Source organism: Pseudoalteromonas sp. S1608 (genome assembly GCF_005887265.1).
In the GTDB taxonomy this organism is placed as follows: Bacteria; Pseudomonadota; Gammaproteobacteria; order Enterobacterales; family Alteromonadaceae; genus Pseudoalteromonas; species Pseudoalteromonas undina.
Genome location: NZ_PNDK01000013.1, coordinates 87164 through 106245 on the forward strand (window position 1 = coordinate 87164; position 19082 = coordinate 106245).

Consider the following 19082-nt stretch of genomic DNA (forward strand, 5'->3'; position numbering starts at 1 on the left):
AAAGTAAGCAATGTGCACTTAGTACACGTCTTTCTGATAGCGATTTGCACTTCTTAAGTCTTTTAAGTACTGCTCTGCGTCTTCATAGCATTTACCAGTGTTTTCGCTAATGATATCAACTAAGGCATTGTGCACATCTTTTGCCATGCGGTTAGCATCGCCACACACATAAAAATGAGCTCCCGCTTCTAACCAATCAAACACTTCTTTTGAGTTTTTACGTAACTTGTCTTGTACATAAACTTTTTCTGCTTGGTCACGGCTAAACGCCACATCGACCTTACTTAGTAAACCTGACTTTAAATACCCTTGAATTTCTACTTGGTACAAGAAGTCTTGAGTAAAGTGTGGGTTACCAAAAAACAGCCAGTTTTTACCTGTTGCTTCTCGTGCATCACGCTCTTGTAAAAAGGCGCGAAATGGCGCAATACCAGTACCTGGGCCAACCATAATAATTGGTGTGTCATCGCTTACTGGTAAGCGGAAGTTATCGTTATGTTCACTGAATACTTTTACTTTACAGCCTTCTTCTGCGCGGCGTGCTAAGTACCCTGAACAACCACCTAAGTGCTCTGTGCCAAACGCTTCAAACTCAACCAATGCAATAGTTAAGTGCACCTCATCTTCAACCTCAGCTTGGCTAGAGGCAATTGAATATAAACGTGCTTGTAATTTACGCAGGCAATCAACTAGTGTTTGCGCTTCTAATTTAGCTGGGTTTTGTGCAACCACATCAAAGATTTGACGAGGCTCAATGTATTCGCGCATTGCGCCTTTATCTTCTACTAGTTTAAGCAGCTCAGGCGTGCCTGTAGCCGTGGCGTACTTTTCAACAAACCCAGGGTAGGATTGTGTTAGCTCTAGTTTTTCAATTAAGGCATCACGTACGCTGAGTTCTTCATCGCCAAGTTTAACGCGGCTAGTTGGATCAATTTGCGTTTGCGCTAGTAGCTCATCTACACGGGCTTCATCATTTAAAAAGTAAATACCGAGTGAATCACCAGGTGTATACGTAATGTCTGACCCTTCTAGTGAAATTTCAACATGGCGTACATCTTTGGTTGAATCACGACCGGTAATTTTTTGCACTAAGCTTAGCTCTGCCGCAAACGGATTTTGCTTTGTGTACTGACTAGCCGCTGCTGCAGGAGCGCCAAATGGCATAGAAACAACTTGACCGCCTGTCGCACCTTGCTGGGCTTTTAAGTCTGGTTCAAACGCATTTAATGCGCCCTCAATCCAAGTGGCTGCTTCGTCATCATAATCAACGTCTAGGTCGGCGCGTTGATGAATAACCTCTGCACCTAATTTAGTTAAACGCTCTTCAAAGTCTTTAGCTGTTTGGCAGAAAAATTCATAGCTAGAATCACCTAAACCTAATACTGCAACTTTGACACCATCAAGCTTTGGCGCTTTTTTAGTAATTAAAAATTCATACAGTGTTTCGGCGTCTTCTGGTGGCTCACCCTCGCCGTAAGTCGATACAACAACGGTTAAAAACTTTTCTTTTTTCAGGGCTGTCGGTTTGTAATCTGACATACTAACCAGTTTTGTTGCTAAGCCGCGAGACTCAGCTTGCTCTTTAAGTTTAGTCGCCACCGCTTTAGCATTACCTGTTTGCGAACCATATAAAATGGTCAACGCTGCCGCTTCCGAGGTTGCGGGTGTAACTGAAGCTGGTGCGCCTAGCGCTGCAGAATTAGCATTAGCAGCTAAGTAGCCGCTAACCCACGCTTGCTGAATTGGATTAAGCTCAGCCACTAAACCTTGTAGCTTTTGTACTTGCTCTTGCGAAAGCGGACTTGCTAGCGCATTGAGTTGACCTAACAACATGAATTTTTCCTCATAACCCTGAACGTTAAACACAATGCTTGTTCACATTGTTTAAAATGAGTGCCACCTCACTCAGAAAGTTCTGTTGAGGTTAATTGAGTATGCAGGATAGCCGCCTAAGCATAGATAAAAAAAGAATAGAATCTGCTTTGATATTCCATTTAGTTATTAAGTTACCTAAAAACCTGCGAAATAGACCTAAAAGGGTTTTATTGTCTTTTATGAAATTTTAATTTAACAATTTTGTAACCTTAATGTTCTAAGGTATATTACGCAAAACTATAAAATAGGAACACCTATGTTACACGGTATATATAAAAACAAATTACTTTTGAGCACCTTGTTATTATCCTCATTACCCGCGATGGCTAATGTGGTTAATGGCAACTTTGAACAATACAGTGGCAACACCCCAGATGCGTGGACAGTGATTGATAGCGGTATTAACGTATCTGCCAACAGCACAGTCGTAAGCACAGGCTCACAAGCAGCAGCGATTAGCGTTAATACAGGCACACAAAGCAATACTGATTTTTTGCAGCAAGTCGCTGTTGAAATGGGTAAAACTTATGAGTTCTCAGTAGATGTGTATCATACCGAAGGCCATCTTAAGGCGCGTTTGTTGATAGATGGTTATCAAGGCTATTCAAATCCAGCACAAACCAACCAATGGCAAACCATTACTTACAGCTACACAGCCGATAGTAATAAAACCATTGATGTCGGCTTACGCTTTTATGATACAACGGGATTTGATGGTAGCGAGTTAGTTTATGTTGATAACTTCTTGCCTAGTAATGACAGCAGTGGCTCTCCAAGCTGCGCAGATAACGGCCTTACTTTTAGCCTAACCACAGATAACTACGGCGAAGAAACCAGCTGGCAAATAGCGCACAACCAAACCGGTGCCGTTGCAAGCGGAAGTGGGTATGCTGCAAACACCCAATATACCGAACAATTATGCTTAGCCGATGGTGAGTATACATTTACTATTAATGACAGCTATGGCGATGGTATTTGCTGTTCATATGGCAGTGGTAGCTACGCCTTGAATAATGAAAGCACATTGCTCGCCAGTGGAGCTAGTTTTCAAACAACCGAGGCTACCGCTTTCTCATTAGGAAGCACTAAGCCAACACCGACGCCAACCGGCTACTATGTAACAACTCAAGGCTTGTCTGGTTACACGCTAAAAACTGAGCTTTATAACATTATTAATAATCATAATGCTCAGGGGTATTCCGCTATTTGGAGTTTTTACGACGCATCGGCGCGTGATAAATACTTTGAAAACGATAATAGTATTTTAGATATGTACAGCGAGAAGCCCAATGGCTCTGATAGCTACACATACACAGCCGTTAGCGATCAATGTGGCACCTACAGTGGTGAGGCAGATTGCTACAACCGAGAGCATTCGTTCCCTAAAAGTTGGTTTGGTGGAAAAGTTGAACCGATGAACTCTGATGTTCATCATATTTACGCCACTGACGGCTATGTAAATTCAAAACGAAGCAACTTCCCGTTCGGTGAAGTAGCAAGCGCTTCGTTTACCTCAACCAACGGCAGTAAATTAGGCTCTGCAAGTAATACGATTAATTACAACGGTACTGTATTTGAACCTATTGATGAATTTAAAGGTGACTTTGCTCGTGCTTATTTTTACATGGCAACCCGCTATCAAAACGTAATTGGTGCTTGGCAAAATAACACAGCAGCTAGTAATGACGTGCTTAATGGCACCAGTACCCAAGTATTTGAAAGCTGGGTTGTGGCCATGTTGTTAAAGTGGCACAACAACGATCCTGTTAGCCAAATGGAATTAGACCGCAACCAAGCAGCGTTTGAATTTCAGGGAAACCGTAACCCGTATATCGATCATCCTAAATTTGTAGAGATGATTTGGTAAAAGGCTTCGGGCTTCGCAGAAAAGCATATGCCTTTGCATTTGCAAAGGCTTTTTTATTTAGATTACTTCTTTACCCTCGGGTTTAGAACTAAGTTACGGCTAGTAAGCTCACTGCGAGCGTCGACTTAAAATTTAAACTTATCGCTTTTTTAAACGCAAAAAAAACCCCAGCAAAAGCTGGGGTTTCTTATAAAACAGACTTAATTAAAAATTAAGCTTGTTTTGGACGTTCAACAACATCTACCAAAGTCCAAGATTTGTTCTTAGAGATTGGAGCGCATTCACGGATAGTGACAGTGTCACCCGCTTTTGCAGTGTTATTTTCGTCATGTACGTGTAACTTAGTCGTACGTTTGATGAATTTCCCATAGATTGGGTGCTTCACGTAACGTGCGATAGCAACAGTGAAAGATTTTTCCATCTTGTCGCTGATTACACGGCCTTGAAGAGTACGAATTTTATCGCTCATTATTGACCTGCCTTCTGGTTAATAATTGTTTTTACACGCGCGATATCGCGACGTACTGTTCTTAGCGTGTGTGTCTGAGCTAGCTGACCAGTGCTTGCTTGCATGCGCAGGTTAAACTGCTCACGAAGAAGACCTAGAAGTTCAGCATTAAGCTCTTCTACGCTTTTATCTTTTAGTTCGTTTGCTTTCATCACATTACCGTCCGAGTTACGAAAGTTGTTTTGAATGGCAGCTTACGAGCAGCAAGGTTAAACGCTTCACGAGCAAGCTCTTCTGAAACACCTTCCATTTCGTAAAGTACTTTACCAGGCTGAATTTCAGCAACCCAATATTCAACAGAACCTTTACCTTTACCCATACGAACTTCAAGAGGCTTTTCTGTGATCGGCTTGTCAGGGAAGACACGGATCCAGATTTTACCTTGACGTTTCACGTGACGTGTCATAGCACGACGAGCTGCTTCGATTTGACGAGCAGTCATGCGGCCACGACCAGTAGCTTTCAAACCGAAAGTACCGAAGCTTACTTTGTTACCGTTTTGCGCTAGACCACGGTTGCGGCCTTTATGCATTTTACGGAATTTTGTACGTTTTGGCTGTAACATTACTCGCTACCTCTACTTAGCACTTTTTTTGGCTTTCTTTGGTGCGCGTTTAGCTGGCTTCTCTTGCTCTTGTACTAGTGGTAAACCACCAATAACTTCGCCTTTGAAGATCCAAACTTTAACACCAATGATACCGTAAGTGGTTAAGGCTTCAGAAGTTGCGTAGTCGATATCAGCACGAAGAGTATGTAGAGGTACACGACCTTCACGATACCATTCTGAACGTGCGATTTCTGCGCCGCCAAGACGACCGCTAACTTCAACTTTAATCCCTTTAGAACCGATGCGCATTGCATTTTGTACCGAACGCTTCATAGCGCGACGGAACATAACACGACGCTCTAGCTGAGAGGCAATGCCGTCTGCTACTAGTTGTGCATCTAGTTCTGGTTTACGTACTTCAGAAATATTAATCTGAGCAGGTACACCAGCGATTTTAGTTACCGCTTGACGTAATTTTTCTACGTCTTCGCCTTTTTTACCGATAACAACACCCGGACGAGCCGTGTGAATAGTTACTCGGATAGATTTTGCTGGACGCTCAATAACGATTTTAGACACAGAAGCCGCTTTCAATTCCTTAGTAAGGAATGTACGTACTTTGTGATCGCCAAAAAGCTGTGCAGAGAAATCTTTTGAATTCGCGTACCAGGTAGAAACCCAAGGTTTAGATATACCTAGGCGAATACCAGTAGGATGAACTTTTTGTCCCATTACTTATATCTCCTAGCTATCTGAAACCACAACAGTGATGTGGCTTGTACGCTTAAGGATGCGGTCTGCGCGTCCTTTAGCACGTGGCATAATACGTTTCATTGTTGGACCATCGTCCACAAAGATCGTTGTTACACGTAGCTCATCAATGTCAGCACCTTCGTTATGCTCTGCGTTAGCAATAGCAGACTCAAGTACTTTCTTAACTAATACAGCCGCTTTTTTCGGGCTGTACGCCAGGATTTCTAGTGCGCGATCGACAGGTAACCCGCGGATCTGATCTGCAACTAGACGTGCTTTTTGCGCCGAACCAGAGGCGAATTTATGTTTAGCTAATGCTTGCATTTATCTTCCCCTCTTAACGTTTCTTCGCTTTCTTATCCGCAGCATGGCCACGGTAAGTGCGAGTTGGTGCAAATTCACCTAGTTTGTGACCGATCATTTCGTCAGAAACGAAAACTGGTACATGCTGGCGACCATTATGGACAGCAATGGTCAATCCGATCATGTTAGGTATGATCATTGAACGACGGCTCCAAGTTTTAATTGGCTTCTTTTCACCGCTTTCCAAAGCTTTCTCTACCTTCTTCAGCAAGTGTAGGTCTATAAAAGGACCCTTCTTGAGAGAGCGTGGCATGGCTATTCCTCAATATTACTTAGTACGACGACGTACTATAAATTTATCCGTACGCTTGTTCTTACGCGTCTTAGCACCTTTAGTCGGTTTACCCCATGGAGACACAGGATGACGACCACCAGATGTACGACCTTCACCACCACCGTGTGGGTGATCAACCGGGTTCATGGCAACACCACGAACTGTCGGACGAATACCACGCCAGCGATTTGCACCTGCTTTACCAAGTGAACGAAGCATATGCTCAGCATTGCCTACTTCACCTAGCGTAGCACGACAATCAGATTCAACTTTACGAACTTCGCCTGAACGAAGACGTAATGTTACATATTGACCATCACGAGCAAGGATTTGAACGTATGCACCAGCAGAACGTGCGATTTGAGCACCTTTACCTGGTTTTAATTCTACGTTGTGAACAGTCGAACCTACAGGCATATTACGCATTGGTAATGCATTACCAGGTTTGATTGGTGCATCAACACCAGACTGGATTGCATCGCCAGCTTTTAAGCCTTTAGGTGCGATAATGTAACGACGCTCACCGTCTGCATATAATACAAGAGCGATGTTTGCGCTACGATTTGGATCATATTCTAAACGCTCAACAGTGGCTGGAATGCCATCTTTAGTACGTTTAAAATCGATTAAACGGTAATGCTGCTTATGACCACCACCGATATGACGAACCGTAATACGACCATTGTTATTACGACCACCTGATTTAGAGTTTTTCTCTAATAGTGGTGCGTAAGGTTTACCCTTATGTAAATCTGGGTTAACCACTTTAACTAGGTGACGACGACCCGCAGAAGTTGGCTTACACTTTTGAAGTGCCATAATTCTAACTCCCCTTATTACTCGGCGCCGCCGACAAAGTCCAGCTCGCTACCTTCTTTAAGAGTAACGTAAGCTTTCTTCCAGTCGCTACGACGACCGAAACGCATGCCAGTACGTTTTGTTTTACCCTTAACGTTAAGTGTGCGAACACCAGTTACTTCTACTTCAAAAAGCTTCTCAACTGCCGCTTTAATTTCAGCTTTAGTTGCATCATTTACTACTTTGAAAACAATTGTGTTGTTTTCTTCAGCAGCAATTGTGCTTTTTTCAGAGATGTGTGGAGCAAGGATCACTTTTAAAAGACGTTCTTCACGGATCATGCTAGCGCCTCCTCAAGTTGCTTAACAGCAGCAGCTGTAATTAGTACCTTATCGAAAGCAATTAAGCTTACAGGATCGATACCAGCTACATCACGTGTGTCAACCTTGTACAGGTTACGTGCCGATAAGAAAAGATTTTCATCTACTTCTTCAGTCACGATAAGAACATCTTTAAGCTCAAGTTCTTTAAGCTTAGCAACTAGTTCTTTAGTTTTTGGTGCTTCAAGACCAAAACTTTCAACAACGATTAAACGCTCTTGACGAACTAATTCAGATAAGATGCTTTTGATCGCACCGCGGTACATTTTACGGTTTACTTTTTGGCTGTGGTCTTGTGGTTTAGCTGCGAAGCTAACGCCACCTGAACGCCAAATTGGACTACGGATTGTACCAGCACGTGCACGGCCAGTACCTTTTTGAGCCCATGGTTTTTTACCACCACCGCTTACTTCAGAACGTGTCTTCTGAGCACGAGTACCTTGACGAGCACCTGCTGCGTATGCAACAACTACTTGGTGTACTAATGCTTCGTTAAACTCACGTCCAAAAGTAGCTTCAGAAACTTCAAGAGCGCCAGAAGCGTCTTTAATTGCTAATTCCATCACTAAATCTCCAGGACTTATGCTTTAACAGCTGGTTTAACGATAACGTCACCGCCGATAGCGCCAGGTACTGCACCTTTAACTAAAAGCAGGTTACGCTCAGCGTCAACGCGAACTAGTTCAAGGTTCTGAGTTGTTACTTGCTCATTACCCATTTGACCGGCCATTTTCTTACCTTTAAACACCTTACCAGGTGATTGGTTTTGACCGATTGAACCAGGAGCACGGTGAGATAGAGAGTTACCATGTGTAGCGTCTTGCATGCTGAAATTCCAGCGCTTAACACCACCTTGGAAACCTTTACCTTTAGAAGTACCGGTTACGTCAACTTTGTTGATTTCGTTGAATAATTCAACAGTAAGCTCAGCGCCTACTTCAAAATCGCCTTCACCACCATTTAGGCGGAATTCCCACAGACCGCGACCCGCTTCAACACCAGCTTTAGCGAAGTGACCCGCTGTTGCTTTGTTTACACGGCTTGCTTTTTTAGTGCCTGCGGTTACTTGAAGCGCGTTATAACCGTCTGTTGCGTCAGATTTGATCTGAGCAATGCGGTTAGGAGTCGCTTCAATAACTGTCACAGGGATAGATACACCATCTTCAGTGAAGATACGTGTCATACCCACTTTACGACCGACTAGACCTAATGCCATTTTCCTAAAACCTCTCTAATCTTCCGATTAACCCAGGCTGATTTGAACATCAACACCAGCAGCAAGGTCTAAACGCATAAGTGCGTCTACAGTCTTGTCAGTTGGTTCTACGATGTCGATCAGACGTTTATGGGTGCGGATCTCGTACTGATCACGCGCGTCTTTATTAACGTGCGGTGATGTAAGTACAGTAAAACGTTCAAAGCGTGTAGGTAGTGGAATTGGACCACGTACTTGTGCGCCAGTGCGTTTCGCAGTTTCCACGATTTCCGCCGTTGATTGGTCAATCAAACGGTGGTCAAAAGCTTTTAGGCGAATACGAATGCGTTGATTTGACATTCTTAAACCTCAATATAAAGAGCATTTAAAGAGCATAAAAAAACGACCGAAACAATCTTAATAATTAAGATGCCGGTTGTTTGATTATATCTACGTTGAGTTCCAAATCGGAACTCCTGTTTATTAGCTTGAAATCCAAGCTTAATTTTTTCTTTCTTGTTCCCGAGGGAATTTTGAAAGCCTGCGTATTATAATGATACTGGTGATAAATGCAACAACTATTTAGACATTATTACTTTGTTATTATCGTTTAAAAAATAGCTAAGTTTATTAATAGTGAACGCAATGGAAGTGATGATGTCTTTATAATGTCATAGCTTGTCGATTAATCTGCAGGGGATTTTTTAGATATTATGTTATCCTATGCGCTAATTTTGCTGTTATATACCCATATTGGTTTGGGTAACTACTCTCTTATGGTGAGTCAATGCGTATTTTAAATTATGGTTTAAATCTTATCTCTGGTGGTATTAGCCGCTTGTTTGTTAAAAGCAAAGTCCTGCCTGAAAAACCTTTAGAGCAATTTGAGCTGAACCCTAAAAACCCGACCTTTTATATAGTGCGTTTAAATTCACGCTTTGATTTAGCGGCACTGGCACGTGTTTGTAAACGAAATGGTTTACCAGACCCAACCGAGCAGCAAGTATTAGGTGACGAGGCATTAGATCGCTTTATCGGCATTAAAAACCCTCCCCCGCTATTTGGTGATAAAGAAAAACCTACCAATGCATTAGCGCAAGGCAAACACATTGTTGAGCATTTATTAAATAGTGGCCAAAAAAATGTGCAGGTTGTGCCTGTGACTATTTTATGGGGCAGAGCGCCGGGTAAAGAAAAGCCAGGATTAAGCACTTTACTTTCGCACTCACTTACGCCCAGCTGGTTTAGAAAAATCTTTGTGGTACTTTTTTCAGGAAGAGATAACTTTATTCGATTTAGCCAGCCACTCGACCTATCTTTATTAGTTAATGAAAAAGCCGACGTTAATGAACTTCCTCATAAGCTGTTGCGTGTAGCTCGAGTTCACTTTAAGCGTCAAAAGCTGGCTGCTACAGGGCCTAAAATCCCATCTCGTGATCAGTTATTTAGCTCACTACTAGCATCACCCACAATTAAAAAAGCAATTCAAACCGAGGCCACTGAAAAAAACATCAGCCAAGCCCAAGCGCGACAAAACGCCTTGAAGTTGCTGGATGAAATTGCCGCTAATTATAGTGATGCCACCATCCGCGTTGCGGATCGTATATTAACGTGGCTTTGGAATAAGCTTTATAATGGCATTGATATAAAGTACACCGAGCAAATTCATGACCTAACCAATAAAGGCCATGAAATAATCTACATGCCTTGTCATCGAAGTCATATGGATTACTTACTGCTAACCTACTCTATTTATCATCAAGGCCTTGTACCACCGCATATTGCAGCTGGGATCAACCTCAACTTTTTCCCTGCAGGTGGCATATTCCGCCGCAGTGGTGCATTTTTTATTCGTCGCTCATTTGCTGGTAACAAACTCTACTCAGCGGTATTTAAAGAGTACTTGAGCCAGTTATTTATAAAAGGTTATTCGGTTAAGTTTTATACCGAAGGTGGCCGCAGCAGAACCGGACGTTTACTACCCCCAAAAACCGGCATGCTCGCCATGACATTACAAGCAATGCTGCGCGGTATTGATCGCCCAGTATCCATTGTGCCTGTATACATAGGCTACGAACACGTAATGGAAATAAACACCTACCTAAAAGAGCTCGCGGGTAATGATAAAAAGGGCGAGTCGATATTAGGTATTTTTAAAGCGATTAAAAACTTAAAAAACTATGGTCGTGGTTATTTAAATTTTGGTGACCCTATTTCTATTAACCAATACCTAAATGACAACCAGCCAGACTGGCGCGAGTCAATTCATGCTACCGACGTGCAAAAGCCACAATGGTTAGGGCCGCAGGTGGCTAATCTTGCTGATCAGGTTATGGTTAAAATTAACAATGCAGCCGCACTTAACTCAGTTAACTTACTGGCGATGATTCTGCTAGTCAACGATAAGCACGCATTGAGTAAACCTAAACTGCTAGCTCAGCTTGAGTTTTATTTGCGATTACAACGTGAAGCTAGCTACAGCAATAAAATAACCGCACCCGATGAAACGCCAGAGCAACTGCTAGAACACGCCTTAAAGTTGAATAAGTTTGATGTGATCAGCGACGAATTTGGCGAAATAATCGCGATAAACGATAAAGAAAAAACCTTATTTAACTATTACCGTAATAACATTTTGCATATTTTTGCAGTGCCTAGTTTAGTTGCCCTGCATTTATTCAAGCAGCATCAAAGTAGCGTTACTCGCTGCCATCAATTGGTAAAATCTTTTTATCCGTTATTCGCCAAAGAGTGGTATTTACAAGAGCTTGATGAAAGCTATGTAACCCGCATTTTAACTAACTTTAGCGATCAAGGCTTAATTGAGCTTGATGGTGATAACATTAAAGTGACTCAAAATAACGATAGCTTTGCCAAACTCGAAATGCTTGGTCGTGCATTAAGCTTTACTCTGCAACGTTATGCGATTGTGATTGGCTTTATTCAAACCAGCCAAGGTATTGCAAAAGCAGAACTGGAACGTGAAAGCTATGTGTTGGCACAGCGTTTGGGTACGTTACATGGTATTAAAACGCCGGAGTTTTTTGATAAGAAGGTACTTAGTAGTTTTATTTCCAATCTTCGCGAACAAAAGCTTATTAGTGAATCTGATACAGGCTTACAAGGAAGCCAAGAGCTGTGCGAGACCTACAAGCAACTGCAAACACTGTTGCCAGCACGTATTTGGCAATCAATTACTGACATTGTTCACGCTCAATGTCAGTAACATACTCTTATTATCCACTGTATTGAATTAACTCAATATAGTGGATTTTAAAGAGTTAGCGCTGGCGCATTACCCCTTCTTGAATCGTCGAGGCAACTAAATTTCCTTGGCGGTCAAAAAACTGCCCACGTACCAGCCCTCGTCCCGAACTCGCGCTTGGGCTATCAATGGTATATAACATCCAATCATCCATTCTAAATGGACGATGAAACCACATAGCATGATCTATGGTCGCTACTTGCATATTCGGCTGCATAAACGACACACCATGTGGCTGCAGCGCGGTTGGTAAAAACTCAAAGTCAGACGCATACGCCAATAAGTAATTATGAATACGTTGATCGTCCGGCATATCGCCATTTGCTTTAAACCAAATATGTTTTACCGGTTCTAGGGCTTCAGGTTTAAAGGGGTTATGAAAGTTCACCGGGCGCATTTCAATTGGCATTTCACGAATAAACTTATTACGGATTGCTTCAGGAATATGCTGTGCATTTTCTTGATAAAACTCTAACGAAGAACGCAGTTCTTCAGGAGCTGGAACATCAGGCATAGTGGCTTGATGCGATAACCCTTGCTCTTCACCTTGAAACGACGCTGTCATGTAAAAAATAGGTTTACCGTACTGAATCGCACTGACACGTCGAGTGCTAAAACTTTTACCATCACGTATAGTTTCTACATCGTACACAATCGGTTTTGCAGCGTCGCCTGGACGTAAAAAATAAGAATGTAAGGAATGAACAATACGCCCCGCAGGCAGTGTTTCTTTAGCTGCTGAAAGCGCTTGCCCCATAACTTGACCGCCAAACACCGCTCTAAAACCTAAGTCTTGGCTTTGTCCTCGATATAAACCTTGCTCAATTTCTTCAAGTGACAACAACGATAATAAATCATCTAATACTTGGCTCATTATTTCTTCCTCAATCCCCTAATTTATAAATGATACTATACAATAGTTAAAAAATACTAACTCACTGATTGAGGAAATCTAATATGGCATTTTGGCTTTTTAAAACCGAACCCGACGCCTTTTCAATTGATGACTTAAAGCAAGCGCCACAGCAAACAACACTATGGGAAGGTGTACGCAACTACCAAGCTCGTAATTTTATTCGCGATGATGTAAAGCAAGGTGATTTAGTGATGATTTATCATTCTAGCTGCAAACAAGTTGGCGTTGCAGGGCTTGGTGTGGTTACTAAGGCTGCTTACCCTGATCCAACGCAATTTGATTTAAGTAGCGACTATTACGATGCTAAGGCAACCACTGAAAACCCTCGCTGGTTTGTGGTAGAAATAACTTATCAGGCGCATTTGAGTAGTTTAGTAAGCCTGCAAGCGATCAAAGCAAATACTGCTATAACTGATATAGCACTTAAAAAAGGCGGGCGTTTATCGGTCATGCCAGTGACCGAAAATGATTGGCATGAAATTTTAAATATGGCGAAATAAGCCACTAAAATAACTACATTTTCTTCATTAAAATAGTACTCCACCAGCGCAGCATGTCACCGCTCGATTTTCTTATGGAGCCAAATTTGTTATGATCTTCGGCTTGCTTTACTGGAGGATAAATGAAATTACTGTATTGGTTAGATGAATGGTTAACTCTCAGCGATGATGAGAAGCAAGCAAAACTACCAACCTCTGGTGAAGATTTACTCGGTGATGTGTATGTAAAATATCACTTTGTTGACCTCACTAAACCCCTACTTTTTACTTTTTCTCCTGCGGGCACCGATATACAAGAACGCGATCTAACTGAAGACTTTGCCCCTTGGGGCTATCATTTAGCGCAAAAGCAAGATGTTAATATTATTGCGTTTCAGCATTTGGGTAAAAGCAATTGGTTTCGTAACCGCAATTTAATCTTTTTTATTGAACAGCTATCAACTTTACTCTCTCCTTTTAAAACTAAGTTAGGCTATGGGCTCAGTCGTGGCGGCTTTGCTGTGGGTGCATTTGCTAAGTTACTCAAACTCGATAAAGTACTGCTTTTCCATCCTGTTAGCACCAAAAACAAACTTATCGCCCCTTGGGATGACCGCTCAAGTACTGAAATTGCTCAGCAATATGACTGGCAAGGTGACTACCATGATTTAGACTTAGGGGATGCCAAGGGTTACATTATTTACGACCCAACCAATCGTATTGACCGCCAACATGCTAAACGCTATAAACAGCTCACTCACTTACGCGTGTTTGGTATGGGTCACGGCACTCACGCCACCTATTTAAATAAGTTTGGTTTTTATAAACAAGTAGCGGTTGATTTTATTCGTAATCAGCAAATCGACATCGCGCAATTTAGGCTGCAAACAAAAACACTGCGTTTAAAAGAGGATTATTATAAAAAGCTTAATAAAGCCAACGCTAAATCGGCACATCGCCAAGCGCTATTAAGTACGGCTCACACTATTTTAATCGACGAAAAAGCAGCGCACGTTAAAGAGCATCAAGCGAAAATTGATATTCAACCTTTAATAGAGGTAGCTATTAAGCATCAAGACGAAAGCCCAAATGATGCCATTAAGCTATTAGAAGTTGCTCAACAACTCGTGCCTGACGACCCACTTGTTGAGCATAAACTGAGACAATTAGAATAAGTAACAAAAGGTACTCATTCTTTACTTTTTCTTGGCGTGCCCTTGCTTGGGCACAATCGAAAAGTAAAGAATCAGCGCTATCCACGAAAAGAAGATAGCGCCGACTAGCCAGCCATTTTTTTCATGGCCTTGGCTACGCTTACTGTTAAGAATTATCATGATAGGAAAAATATAAGCACATAAAACAATAATTAAAAAAGCAACTTCAGTCATTATTTTTCCAAGCTAAGCCAATCAACTTCACCACTTAACACCCGCTCTTGCGCGATGTAATGCAGAATATCACCCGCATTTACTGCATAATCTAGAGGTGGATTTAAATCCATATTCTTTGCACTTAAATTATGAGCTACACCTAACAATATTGCATCATGATCGTACTTAAAATGATGAAATAATTTACCAAATTCCATGGTTTTTATATCACTGGGTATTTGTAGGCTAAATTGCGTATCACCATGCAAAGTAGATAACAACTCTTCTTGAACTCGACTTGAGCCAGGATCTTGCATTGAGCGCACCAAAATCTCTGCTGACTTAGTGCTACTACACTCTACATTGTGGCAATGCTCTAATAACATTTCCACTTTCGTTTCATCAAAAAAGTGTGCGCTAATGTGACAATCTTCTTTGACTAAACGGCTAATACGCAGTGCGGTAGTAAATGTTTGGTCGTCATCTTGGCCATCAATAATCACTTTATCGGCATGGCGAATGGCAACGCGTTCTAATTCATCCAAATCGGTGAAACTAGTCAAACGAGCAAAATCAACATTCTCATTACTTAAAAATGGATGCTCTATTTGTTCAGTAACCGCCAATAAAATACGGCGGTCTGTACGTTTAGTATCAGCCAAAATATAGTCGATCATTTTTTTTGTTCGAGCATTATGCCAACCAAAAATAATAATGTGATTACTACTGTGAGCAAAGTTTTTATCACCAGTCATAGCGCGCCTAATTAAGTAAGTTACTGTTTGCCCTGTTTTACCTAACAAGACACCAAATAAAGCCAAACCAAAGGGTATTTGTATTAATGCGACAATCCAACGGCCCAAGTCAGATGATGGACTTAAGTCTCCATACCCTACCGTTGAAGTGGTTACCGTGTAGTAGTAAAAAAAGGTCCCTGGCGAAAGTAGTGCTTGCTCATTAGCCATAAATAATAAGCACCAAGTAAGTAGCATGTGTAAAGACGTTGCTATTACAACAGACTGCCAACTAACCTGATCAATGTGACTGCGCAACAGCACAACAATACGTTTAAAAATATGATGCATAATTGTTTGTTAATCGATTGATTATTTGAATCATTTGGTAACACGATACTGCACATCATAACACTTAAGCAACGTTTTACTGTAATCGAAATATTCACGGTTCGTTATGAATAAAAATAAGAGTAAACTATAGTTATTAAGTTATGAGGAAAGAATGGATCTATTATGTCAGGTGTTTTAGCGTCAGTTGATCAACGTACTCAGCTTGTAGGTGAGAATCGTTTAGAATTGCTACTTTTTTATTTACATAGTCGCCATTTATTCGCACTCAATGTATTTAAAATTAAAGAAGTGGTGAAGCTTCCCCGTTTAAGCAAAATACCGCACTCTCACCCTAAGGTGACGGGTGTTGCCAATATACGAGGTGAATCTATTCCGGTGATTGATCTACGCCAAGCCATTTCTATGTCGCACAAAGAGCATGGTGAAGATTGTAATTTAGTAGTGACAGAATATAACCGTACTACCCAAGGTTTTTTAATTGGTAAAGTTGATCAAATCATGAACATGACCTGGTCTGACATTATGCCACCACCCAGCTCAGTGGGTAAAAATCATTACATTACTGCACTAACTAAAGTAAAGCGCGACGACGTGGAGCACTTGGTAGAAATTATTGATGTTGAAAAAGTGCTGGCTGAAATAGTTGAGTACGAGGTTAATATTTCAGATGGGGTGTTAGACCAAACTATAGTTAACGAATTCTCTGGGCGAAAAATACTACATGCTGATGACTCGCCAACAGCACGCAAGCAAGTTAGCGATACGCTATCGCAGCTTGGTATCGAAATCGTTCCTGCCAGTAATGGCTTGGAAGCACTCAATATGCTTAAAAGTTGGGCCGATGAAGGCCGCGATGTTGAAAAAGAATTACTTATGGTGATTACTGATGCCGAAATGCCTTCAATGGATGGTTATCGATTAACCTATGAAATACGTAACGACAACCGCTTAAAAAACTTACATGTGGTACTTAATACCTCACTAAGTGGCAGCTTTAACCAAGCCATGGTGGAAAAGGTCGGCTGTGATGCATTTTTATCAAAATTTCAGCCTGACTTACTGGTGCAAGAAGTACAAAATCGTTTAAAACATGTGTTAGGCAACGCTTAATTATAAAACTAGCAAATATCTGCCAAGGTAAATATTTGCTAGTAACATTCTCCTCATCAGCAACCTTTAAAAAATCTGCCTTACTGAGTGGTTATTCAAAGCGGTGTTTGCTAATCCTAAGATTTCATGATTAATTAGCAAATAAGTTTTCACTAACTCGTTATTAATTATGCTCAATAAAGTTGCCAGCCCGTTTACTAAGCTCGTCGAGCGCTACTTACCCGACCCATTTATATTTGTCATTATGCTCACTATTATTACCTTGGGTATTGCGAATTTAGCGACTCCTGCAACTACACTTGAGGTAATCACATCATGGGGTAGCGGGTTTTGGAACTTACTAAGCTTTGCCATGCAAATGCTGTTGGTGCTAGTAACAGGCTACATGCTCGCCAGTACCTCGTTAATAAGTAAGTTATTAACAAAATTAGCAACGCTTGCTAATACGGCTCCAAAAGCCATTATTTTAGTGACATTTATTTCGCTGTTAGCAAGCTGGCTTAATTGGGGATTTGGCTTAGTAATTGGGGCTTTATTTGCTAAAGCAATTGCCAAACAAACTCGAGTAGATTATCGGCTATTAGTAGCAAGTGCTTACTCAGGTTTTGTAGTATGGCACGGCGGATTGGCAGGTTCCGTACCACTAACCATTGCCAGCGAAGGGCATTTTTCACAGGCAACAATGGGCATTATTGGCACCGAGCAAACCTTGTTCGCAGGTTTTAACATTGCGATTCTGATTGGCTTATTTATTATTATGCCGTTGGTTAACCGCTACATGCTACCGAGTGAAAAAGACAGTGTTTATATTGACCCATCACTGCTTAAGAACACTTTAGCCGATAAAGTAACAATAACACGCCCTGCGCAACATTTAGAGCAAAGCAAACTGCTTGGCATGGGCATTGGCTTACTCGGACTTGCCTACTTAGGTTATTACTTTTTTATCGCAGGTGGCGGCTTAAATCTCAACAGCGTGATAGCGCTTTTCTTATTTTTAGCTATCACACTACATCAGACCCCCCACAATTTACTAAATAGCCTACAACAAGCGATTCCAAGTGGCGCGGGAATTGTAATTCAGTTCCCTTTTTATGCCGGTATTATGGCGGTAATGGTCGATACAGGGCTAGCACAACAAATATCACAGGGCTTTATTGCCATAGCAGATGCCGATAGCTTGCCATTTTACAGCTTTATTAGTGCAGGACTCGTTAATATGTTTGTACCCTCAGGTGGCGGACAATGGGCAGTACAAGCGCCTATTGTTATACCTGCAGCACAAGAGCTTGGTGCAGATATGGCAAGGGTTGCTATGGCTGTAGCATGGGGAGATGCTTGGACTAATTTAATTCAACCCTTTTGGGCATTACCGGTATTAGCCATTGCAGGGTTAAAAGCTAAAGATATTATGGGGTTTTGCGTGGTACAGCTGATTATTACTGGGGTGTTTATTTCGTTGGTATTGAGCTTTTATCCGTGAGTATTTTGGTAATAAATAGGCGCGATTTTATATCGCGCTTGCTAGCTGCAAACCAAAAGAACTAAGTAAGAAAGTAAAGTTAACTGATAAGTCATTTAATCTCACCAAATAACCTCACCTAGTGCTAATAAATTACAGATCATGTGAGCGATAATGCAATACCACAAGTTACCCGATAGATGACGAATTAATCCCATCAAACAAGAAAACACAAACAGAAAAGTAAAAATTTCAACTTGATCATACTGCCCATGTAACAATGTAAACACGATACTTGGGATAATAATTGCGCCAATAGCTCCCAAGGCTGTTTTTTTCAGCCTGTAGAATGCAACTCCTCGAAAAACTACTTCCTCAAATATAGGCCCAATAAATACTGCTGCTAAAAACAGCATAATTTTAGCTAAAGGCGAGTTTGTTTGTGCTTCAACTTCTAACATAAAACCTGGCAAGGCGACTTCCATAAAGCCAAAAAGCCATTGTTCCAGTAAAACGTAAGCCGCTGTTAATAGCACTGTAATGATTAAAGGAAAAAGAGCCACCTTCTCTATTGCTAAACGCCCAATAACTTCGCTTTTATTTTGCGCATCAAGAGTAGACTTTAAAAATGGCAGCGTAAGTACAGCAGTGAGGAAGGTAGATATAAAAACTAAGCCGGGATTCGAATCTAGTTGCTCTAAATGAGTAATGTCATTTAATAATAATGCCCCACCACCCGATAAAAAAATAATCAAGTATGAAGCCATTGGGAGCGCCAGTGAAAAAAAGGCCAACCAATAAAGCGTGTACAATAAAGATTCCACTGTACTTT

The 19082-nt window shown here is 41.4% G+C and carries 22 protein-coding genes; 6 read left to right on the top strand and 16 right to left on the bottom strand.

Annotated features, from left to right (window positions below):
* Nucleotides 1–18 precede the first annotated feature (18 nt).
* On the bottom strand, nucleotides 19–1833 hold the full coding sequence (locus CWB75_RS06105; protein ID WP_138570143.1) for an assimilatory sulfite reductase (NADPH) flavoprotein subunit: 1815 nt from the start codon (nucleotides 1831–1833) through the stop codon (nucleotides 19–21).
* Nucleotides 1834–2131: 298 nt separating this feature from the next.
* Between CWB75_RS06105 and CWB75_RS06110 the strand changes: the two genes are divergently transcribed.
* Nucleotides 2132–3742, top strand: a complete 1611-nt coding sequence (locus tag CWB75_RS06110; protein ID WP_138570144.1) for an endonuclease — start codon at nucleotides 2132–2134, stop codon at nucleotides 3740–3742.
* A 211-nt stretch (nucleotides 3743–3953) separates the two neighbouring features.
* Here the strand turns inward: CWB75_RS06110 and rpsQ are convergent, their stop codons facing one another.
* The 11 genes from rpsQ to rpsJ are packed head-to-tail and all read right to left on the bottom strand — an operon-like array spanning nucleotide 3954 to nucleotide 8920.
* Entirely contained in the window at nucleotides 3954–4211 is a 258-nt protein-coding gene (gene rpsQ / locus CWB75_RS06115) for a 30S ribosomal protein S17 (protein WP_008108356.1), read from the bottom strand.
* Nucleotides 4211–4402 carry a 50S ribosomal protein L29 gene (rpmC, locus tag CWB75_RS06120; RefSeq protein ID WP_008108355.1) on the bottom strand — a complete coding sequence of 64 codons (192 nt, stop codon included), beginning with the start codon at nucleotides 4400–4402 and terminating at the stop codon, nucleotides 4211–4213. Before rpmC ends, rpsQ begins: the two co-directional genes overlap by 1 nt.
* Entirely contained in the window at nucleotides 4402–4815 is a 414-nt protein-coding gene (rplP, locus tag CWB75_RS06125; protein ID WP_008108352.1) for a 50S ribosomal protein L16, read from the bottom strand. The genes rpmC and rplP overlap by 1 nt, the downstream gene beginning before the upstream one ends.
* Before the next feature lie 12 nt (nucleotides 4816–4827).
* On the bottom strand, nucleotides 4828–5529 hold the full coding sequence (gene rpsC / locus CWB75_RS06130) for a 30S ribosomal protein S3 (protein WP_008108350.1): 702 nt from the start codon (nucleotides 5527–5529) through the stop codon (nucleotides 4828–4830).
* A gap of 12 nt (nucleotides 5530–5541) precedes the next feature.
* Nucleotides 5542–5874: a 50S ribosomal protein L22 gene (rplV, locus tag CWB75_RS06135; protein ID WP_004588690.1), complete on the bottom strand. Its 333-nt coding sequence runs from the start codon at nucleotides 5872–5874 to the stop codon at nucleotides 5542–5544.
* Between the two features lie 13 nt (nucleotides 5875–5887).
* Nucleotides 5888–6166: a 30S ribosomal protein S19 gene (rpsS, locus tag CWB75_RS06140; RefSeq protein WP_004588689.1), complete on the bottom strand. Its 279-nt coding sequence runs from the start codon at nucleotides 6164–6166 to the stop codon at nucleotides 5888–5890.
* Between the two features lie 15 nt (nucleotides 6167–6181).
* A complete protein-coding gene (gene rplB, locus CWB75_RS06145) occupies nucleotides 6182–7006 on the bottom strand; it encodes a 50S ribosomal protein L2 (RefSeq protein ID WP_007376192.1) in 825 nt (274 codons plus the stop codon).
* A 17-nt stretch (nucleotides 7007–7023) separates the two neighbouring features.
* Nucleotides 7024–7326 carry a 50S ribosomal protein L23 gene (rplW, locus tag CWB75_RS06150; RefSeq protein ID WP_006791359.1) on the bottom strand — a complete coding sequence of 101 codons (303 nt, stop codon included), beginning with the start codon at nucleotides 7324–7326 and terminating at the stop codon, nucleotides 7024–7026.
* Nucleotides 7323–7928 (bottom strand): 50S ribosomal protein L4, encoded by a 606-nt coding sequence (gene rplD / locus CWB75_RS06155; protein ID WP_008108340.1) that lies wholly within the window; start codon nucleotides 7926–7928, stop codon nucleotides 7323–7325. Before rplD ends, rplW begins: the two co-directional genes overlap by 4 nt.
* Nucleotides 7929–7945: 17 nt before the next feature.
* A complete protein-coding gene (gene rplC / locus CWB75_RS06160) occupies nucleotides 7946–8581 on the bottom strand; it encodes a 50S ribosomal protein L3 (RefSeq protein WP_008108338.1) in 636 nt (211 codons plus the stop codon).
* 27 nt (nucleotides 8582–8608) lie between these two features.
* The gene (gene rpsJ / locus CWB75_RS06165) at nucleotides 8609–8920 is read right to left on the bottom strand and encodes a 30S ribosomal protein S10 (protein WP_002957900.1); all 312 of its coding nucleotides are present in this window, start codon (nucleotides 8918–8920) and stop codon (nucleotides 8609–8611) included.
* 427 nt (nucleotides 8921–9347) lie between these two features.
* Between rpsJ and plsB the strand changes: the two genes are divergently transcribed.
* Nucleotides 9348–11786 carry a glycerol-3-phosphate 1-O-acyltransferase PlsB gene (gene plsB, locus CWB75_RS06170; protein ID WP_055012452.1) on the top strand — a complete coding sequence of 813 codons (2439 nt, stop codon included), beginning with the start codon at nucleotides 9348–9350 and terminating at the stop codon, nucleotides 11784–11786.
* 55 nt (nucleotides 11787–11841) lie between these two features.
* Here plsB and tesB read toward each other — a convergent pair whose 3' ends face one another.
* Complete coding sequence (gene tesB, locus CWB75_RS06175) at nucleotides 11842–12699, bottom strand: acyl-CoA thioesterase II (RefSeq protein WP_010391943.1); 858 nt, start codon at nucleotides 12697–12699, stop codon at nucleotides 11842–11844.
* Nucleotides 12700–12782: 83 nt separating this feature from the next.
* On the opposite strand from tesB, the gene CWB75_RS06180 reads away from it, so the two are divergent.
* Both CWB75_RS06180 and CWB75_RS06185 read left to right on the top strand, forming a co-directional pair.
* Nucleotides 12783–13241 carry an EVE domain-containing protein gene (locus tag CWB75_RS06180; RefSeq protein WP_138570145.1) on the top strand — a complete coding sequence of 153 codons (459 nt, stop codon included), beginning with the start codon at nucleotides 12783–12785 and terminating at the stop codon, nucleotides 13239–13241.
* A gap of 122 nt (nucleotides 13242–13363) precedes the next feature.
* Nucleotides 13364–14395, top strand: coding sequence for a cytosolic protein (locus tag CWB75_RS06185; RefSeq protein WP_138570146.1), 1032 nt, complete (start codon nucleotides 13364–13366; stop codon nucleotides 14393–14395).
* A 21-nt stretch (nucleotides 14396–14416) separates the two neighbouring features.
* Here the strand turns inward: CWB75_RS06185 and CWB75_RS06190 are convergent, their stop codons facing one another.
* Nucleotides 14417–14608 carry a hypothetical protein gene (locus CWB75_RS06190; RefSeq protein ID WP_010391937.1) on the bottom strand — a complete coding sequence of 64 codons (192 nt, stop codon included), beginning with the start codon at nucleotides 14606–14608 and terminating at the stop codon, nucleotides 14417–14419.
* Nucleotides 14608–15675: a potassium channel family protein gene (locus tag CWB75_RS06195; RefSeq protein WP_010391935.1), complete on the bottom strand. Its 1068-nt coding sequence runs from the start codon at nucleotides 15673–15675 to the stop codon at nucleotides 14608–14610. The genes CWB75_RS06190 and CWB75_RS06195 overlap by 1 nt, the downstream gene beginning before the upstream one ends.
* 165 nt (nucleotides 15676–15840) lie before the next feature.
* On the opposite strand from CWB75_RS06195, the gene CWB75_RS06200 reads away from it, so the two are divergent.
* Nucleotides 15841–16788, top strand: a complete 948-nt coding sequence (locus CWB75_RS06200; RefSeq protein ID WP_138570147.1) for a chemotaxis protein CheV — start codon at nucleotides 15841–15843, stop codon at nucleotides 16786–16788.
* Nucleotides 16789–16957: 169 nt separating this feature from the next.
* Entirely contained in the window at nucleotides 16958–18271 is a 1314-nt protein-coding gene (locus tag CWB75_RS06205) for a short-chain fatty acid transporter (protein ID WP_010391931.1), read from the top strand.
* A 101-nt stretch (nucleotides 18272–18372) separates the two neighbouring features.
* Here CWB75_RS06205 and CWB75_RS06210 read toward each other — a convergent pair whose 3' ends face one another.
* On the bottom strand, nucleotides 18373–19005 hold the full coding sequence (locus tag CWB75_RS06210) for a CPBP family intramembrane glutamic endopeptidase (RefSeq protein WP_249362304.1): 633 nt from the start codon (nucleotides 19003–19005) through the stop codon (nucleotides 18373–18375).
* Nucleotides 19006–19082 lie beyond the last annotated feature (77 nt).

Coding starts and splice junctions, on each gene's coding strand:
- CWB75_RS06105 (WP_138570143.1), bottom strand. CDS start 1,833: ATGTTGTTAGGTCAACTCAATGCGCTAGCAAGTCCGCTTTCGCAAGAG.
- CWB75_RS06110 (WP_138570144.1), top strand. CDS start 2,132: ATGTTACACGGTATATATAAAAACAAATTACTTTTGAGCACCTTGTTA.
- rpsQ (WP_008108356.1), bottom strand. CDS start 4,211: ATGAGCGATAAAATTCGTACTCTTCAAGGCCGTGTAATCAGCGACAAG.
- rpmC (WP_008108355.1), bottom strand. CDS start 4,402: ATGAAAGCAAACGAACTAAAAGATAAAAGCGTAGAAGAGCTTAATGCT.
- rplP (WP_008108352.1), bottom strand. CDS start 4,815: ATGTTACAGCCAAAACGTACAAAATTCCGTAAAATGCATAAAGGCCGC.
- rpsC (WP_008108350.1), bottom strand. CDS start 5,529: ATGGGACAAAAAGTTCATCCTACTGGTATTCGCCTAGGTATATCTAAA.
- rplV (WP_004588690.1), bottom strand. CDS start 5,874: ATGCAAGCATTAGCTAAACATAAATTCGCCTCTGGTTCGGCGCAAAAA.
- rpsS (WP_004588689.1), bottom strand. CDS start 6,166: ATGCCACGCTCTCTCAAGAAGGGTCCTTTTATAGACCTACACTTGCTG.
- rplB (WP_007376192.1), bottom strand. CDS start 7,006: ATGGCACTTCAAAAGTGTAAGCCAACTTCTGCGGGTCGTCGTCACCTA.
- rplW (WP_006791359.1), bottom strand. CDS start 7,326: ATGATCCGTGAAGAACGTCTTTTAAAAGTGATCCTTGCTCCACACATC.
- rplD (WP_008108340.1), bottom strand. CDS start 7,928: ATGGAATTAGCAATTAAAGACGCTTCTGGCGCTCTTGAAGTTTCTGAA.
- rplC (WP_008108338.1), bottom strand. CDS start 8,581: ATGGCATTAGGTCTAGTCGGTCGTAAAGTGGGTATGACACGTATCTTC.
- rpsJ (WP_002957900.1), bottom strand. CDS start 8,920: ATGTCAAATCAACGCATTCGTATTCGCCTAAAAGCTTTTGACCACCGT.
- plsB (WP_055012452.1), top strand. CDS start 9,348: ATGCGTATTTTAAATTATGGTTTAAATCTTATCTCTGGTGGTATTAGC.
- tesB (WP_010391943.1), bottom strand. CDS start 12,699: ATGAGCCAAGTATTAGATGATTTATTATCGTTGTTGTCACTTGAAGAA.
- CWB75_RS06180 (WP_138570145.1), top strand. CDS start 12,783: ATGGCATTTTGGCTTTTTAAAACCGAACCCGACGCCTTTTCAATTGAT.
- CWB75_RS06185 (WP_138570146.1), top strand. CDS start 13,364: ATGAAATTACTGTATTGGTTAGATGAATGGTTAACTCTCAGCGATGAT.
- CWB75_RS06190 (WP_010391937.1), bottom strand. CDS start 14,608: ATGACTGAAGTTGCTTTTTTAATTATTGTTTTATGTGCTTATATTTTT.
- CWB75_RS06195 (WP_010391935.1), bottom strand. CDS start 15,675: ATGCATCATATTTTTAAACGTATTGTTGTGCTGTTGCGCAGTCACATT.
- CWB75_RS06200 (WP_138570147.1), top strand. CDS start 15,841: ATGTCAGGTGTTTTAGCGTCAGTTGATCAACGTACTCAGCTTGTAGGT.
- CWB75_RS06205 (WP_010391931.1), top strand. CDS start 16,958: ATGCTCAATAAAGTTGCCAGCCCGTTTACTAAGCTCGTCGAGCGCTAC.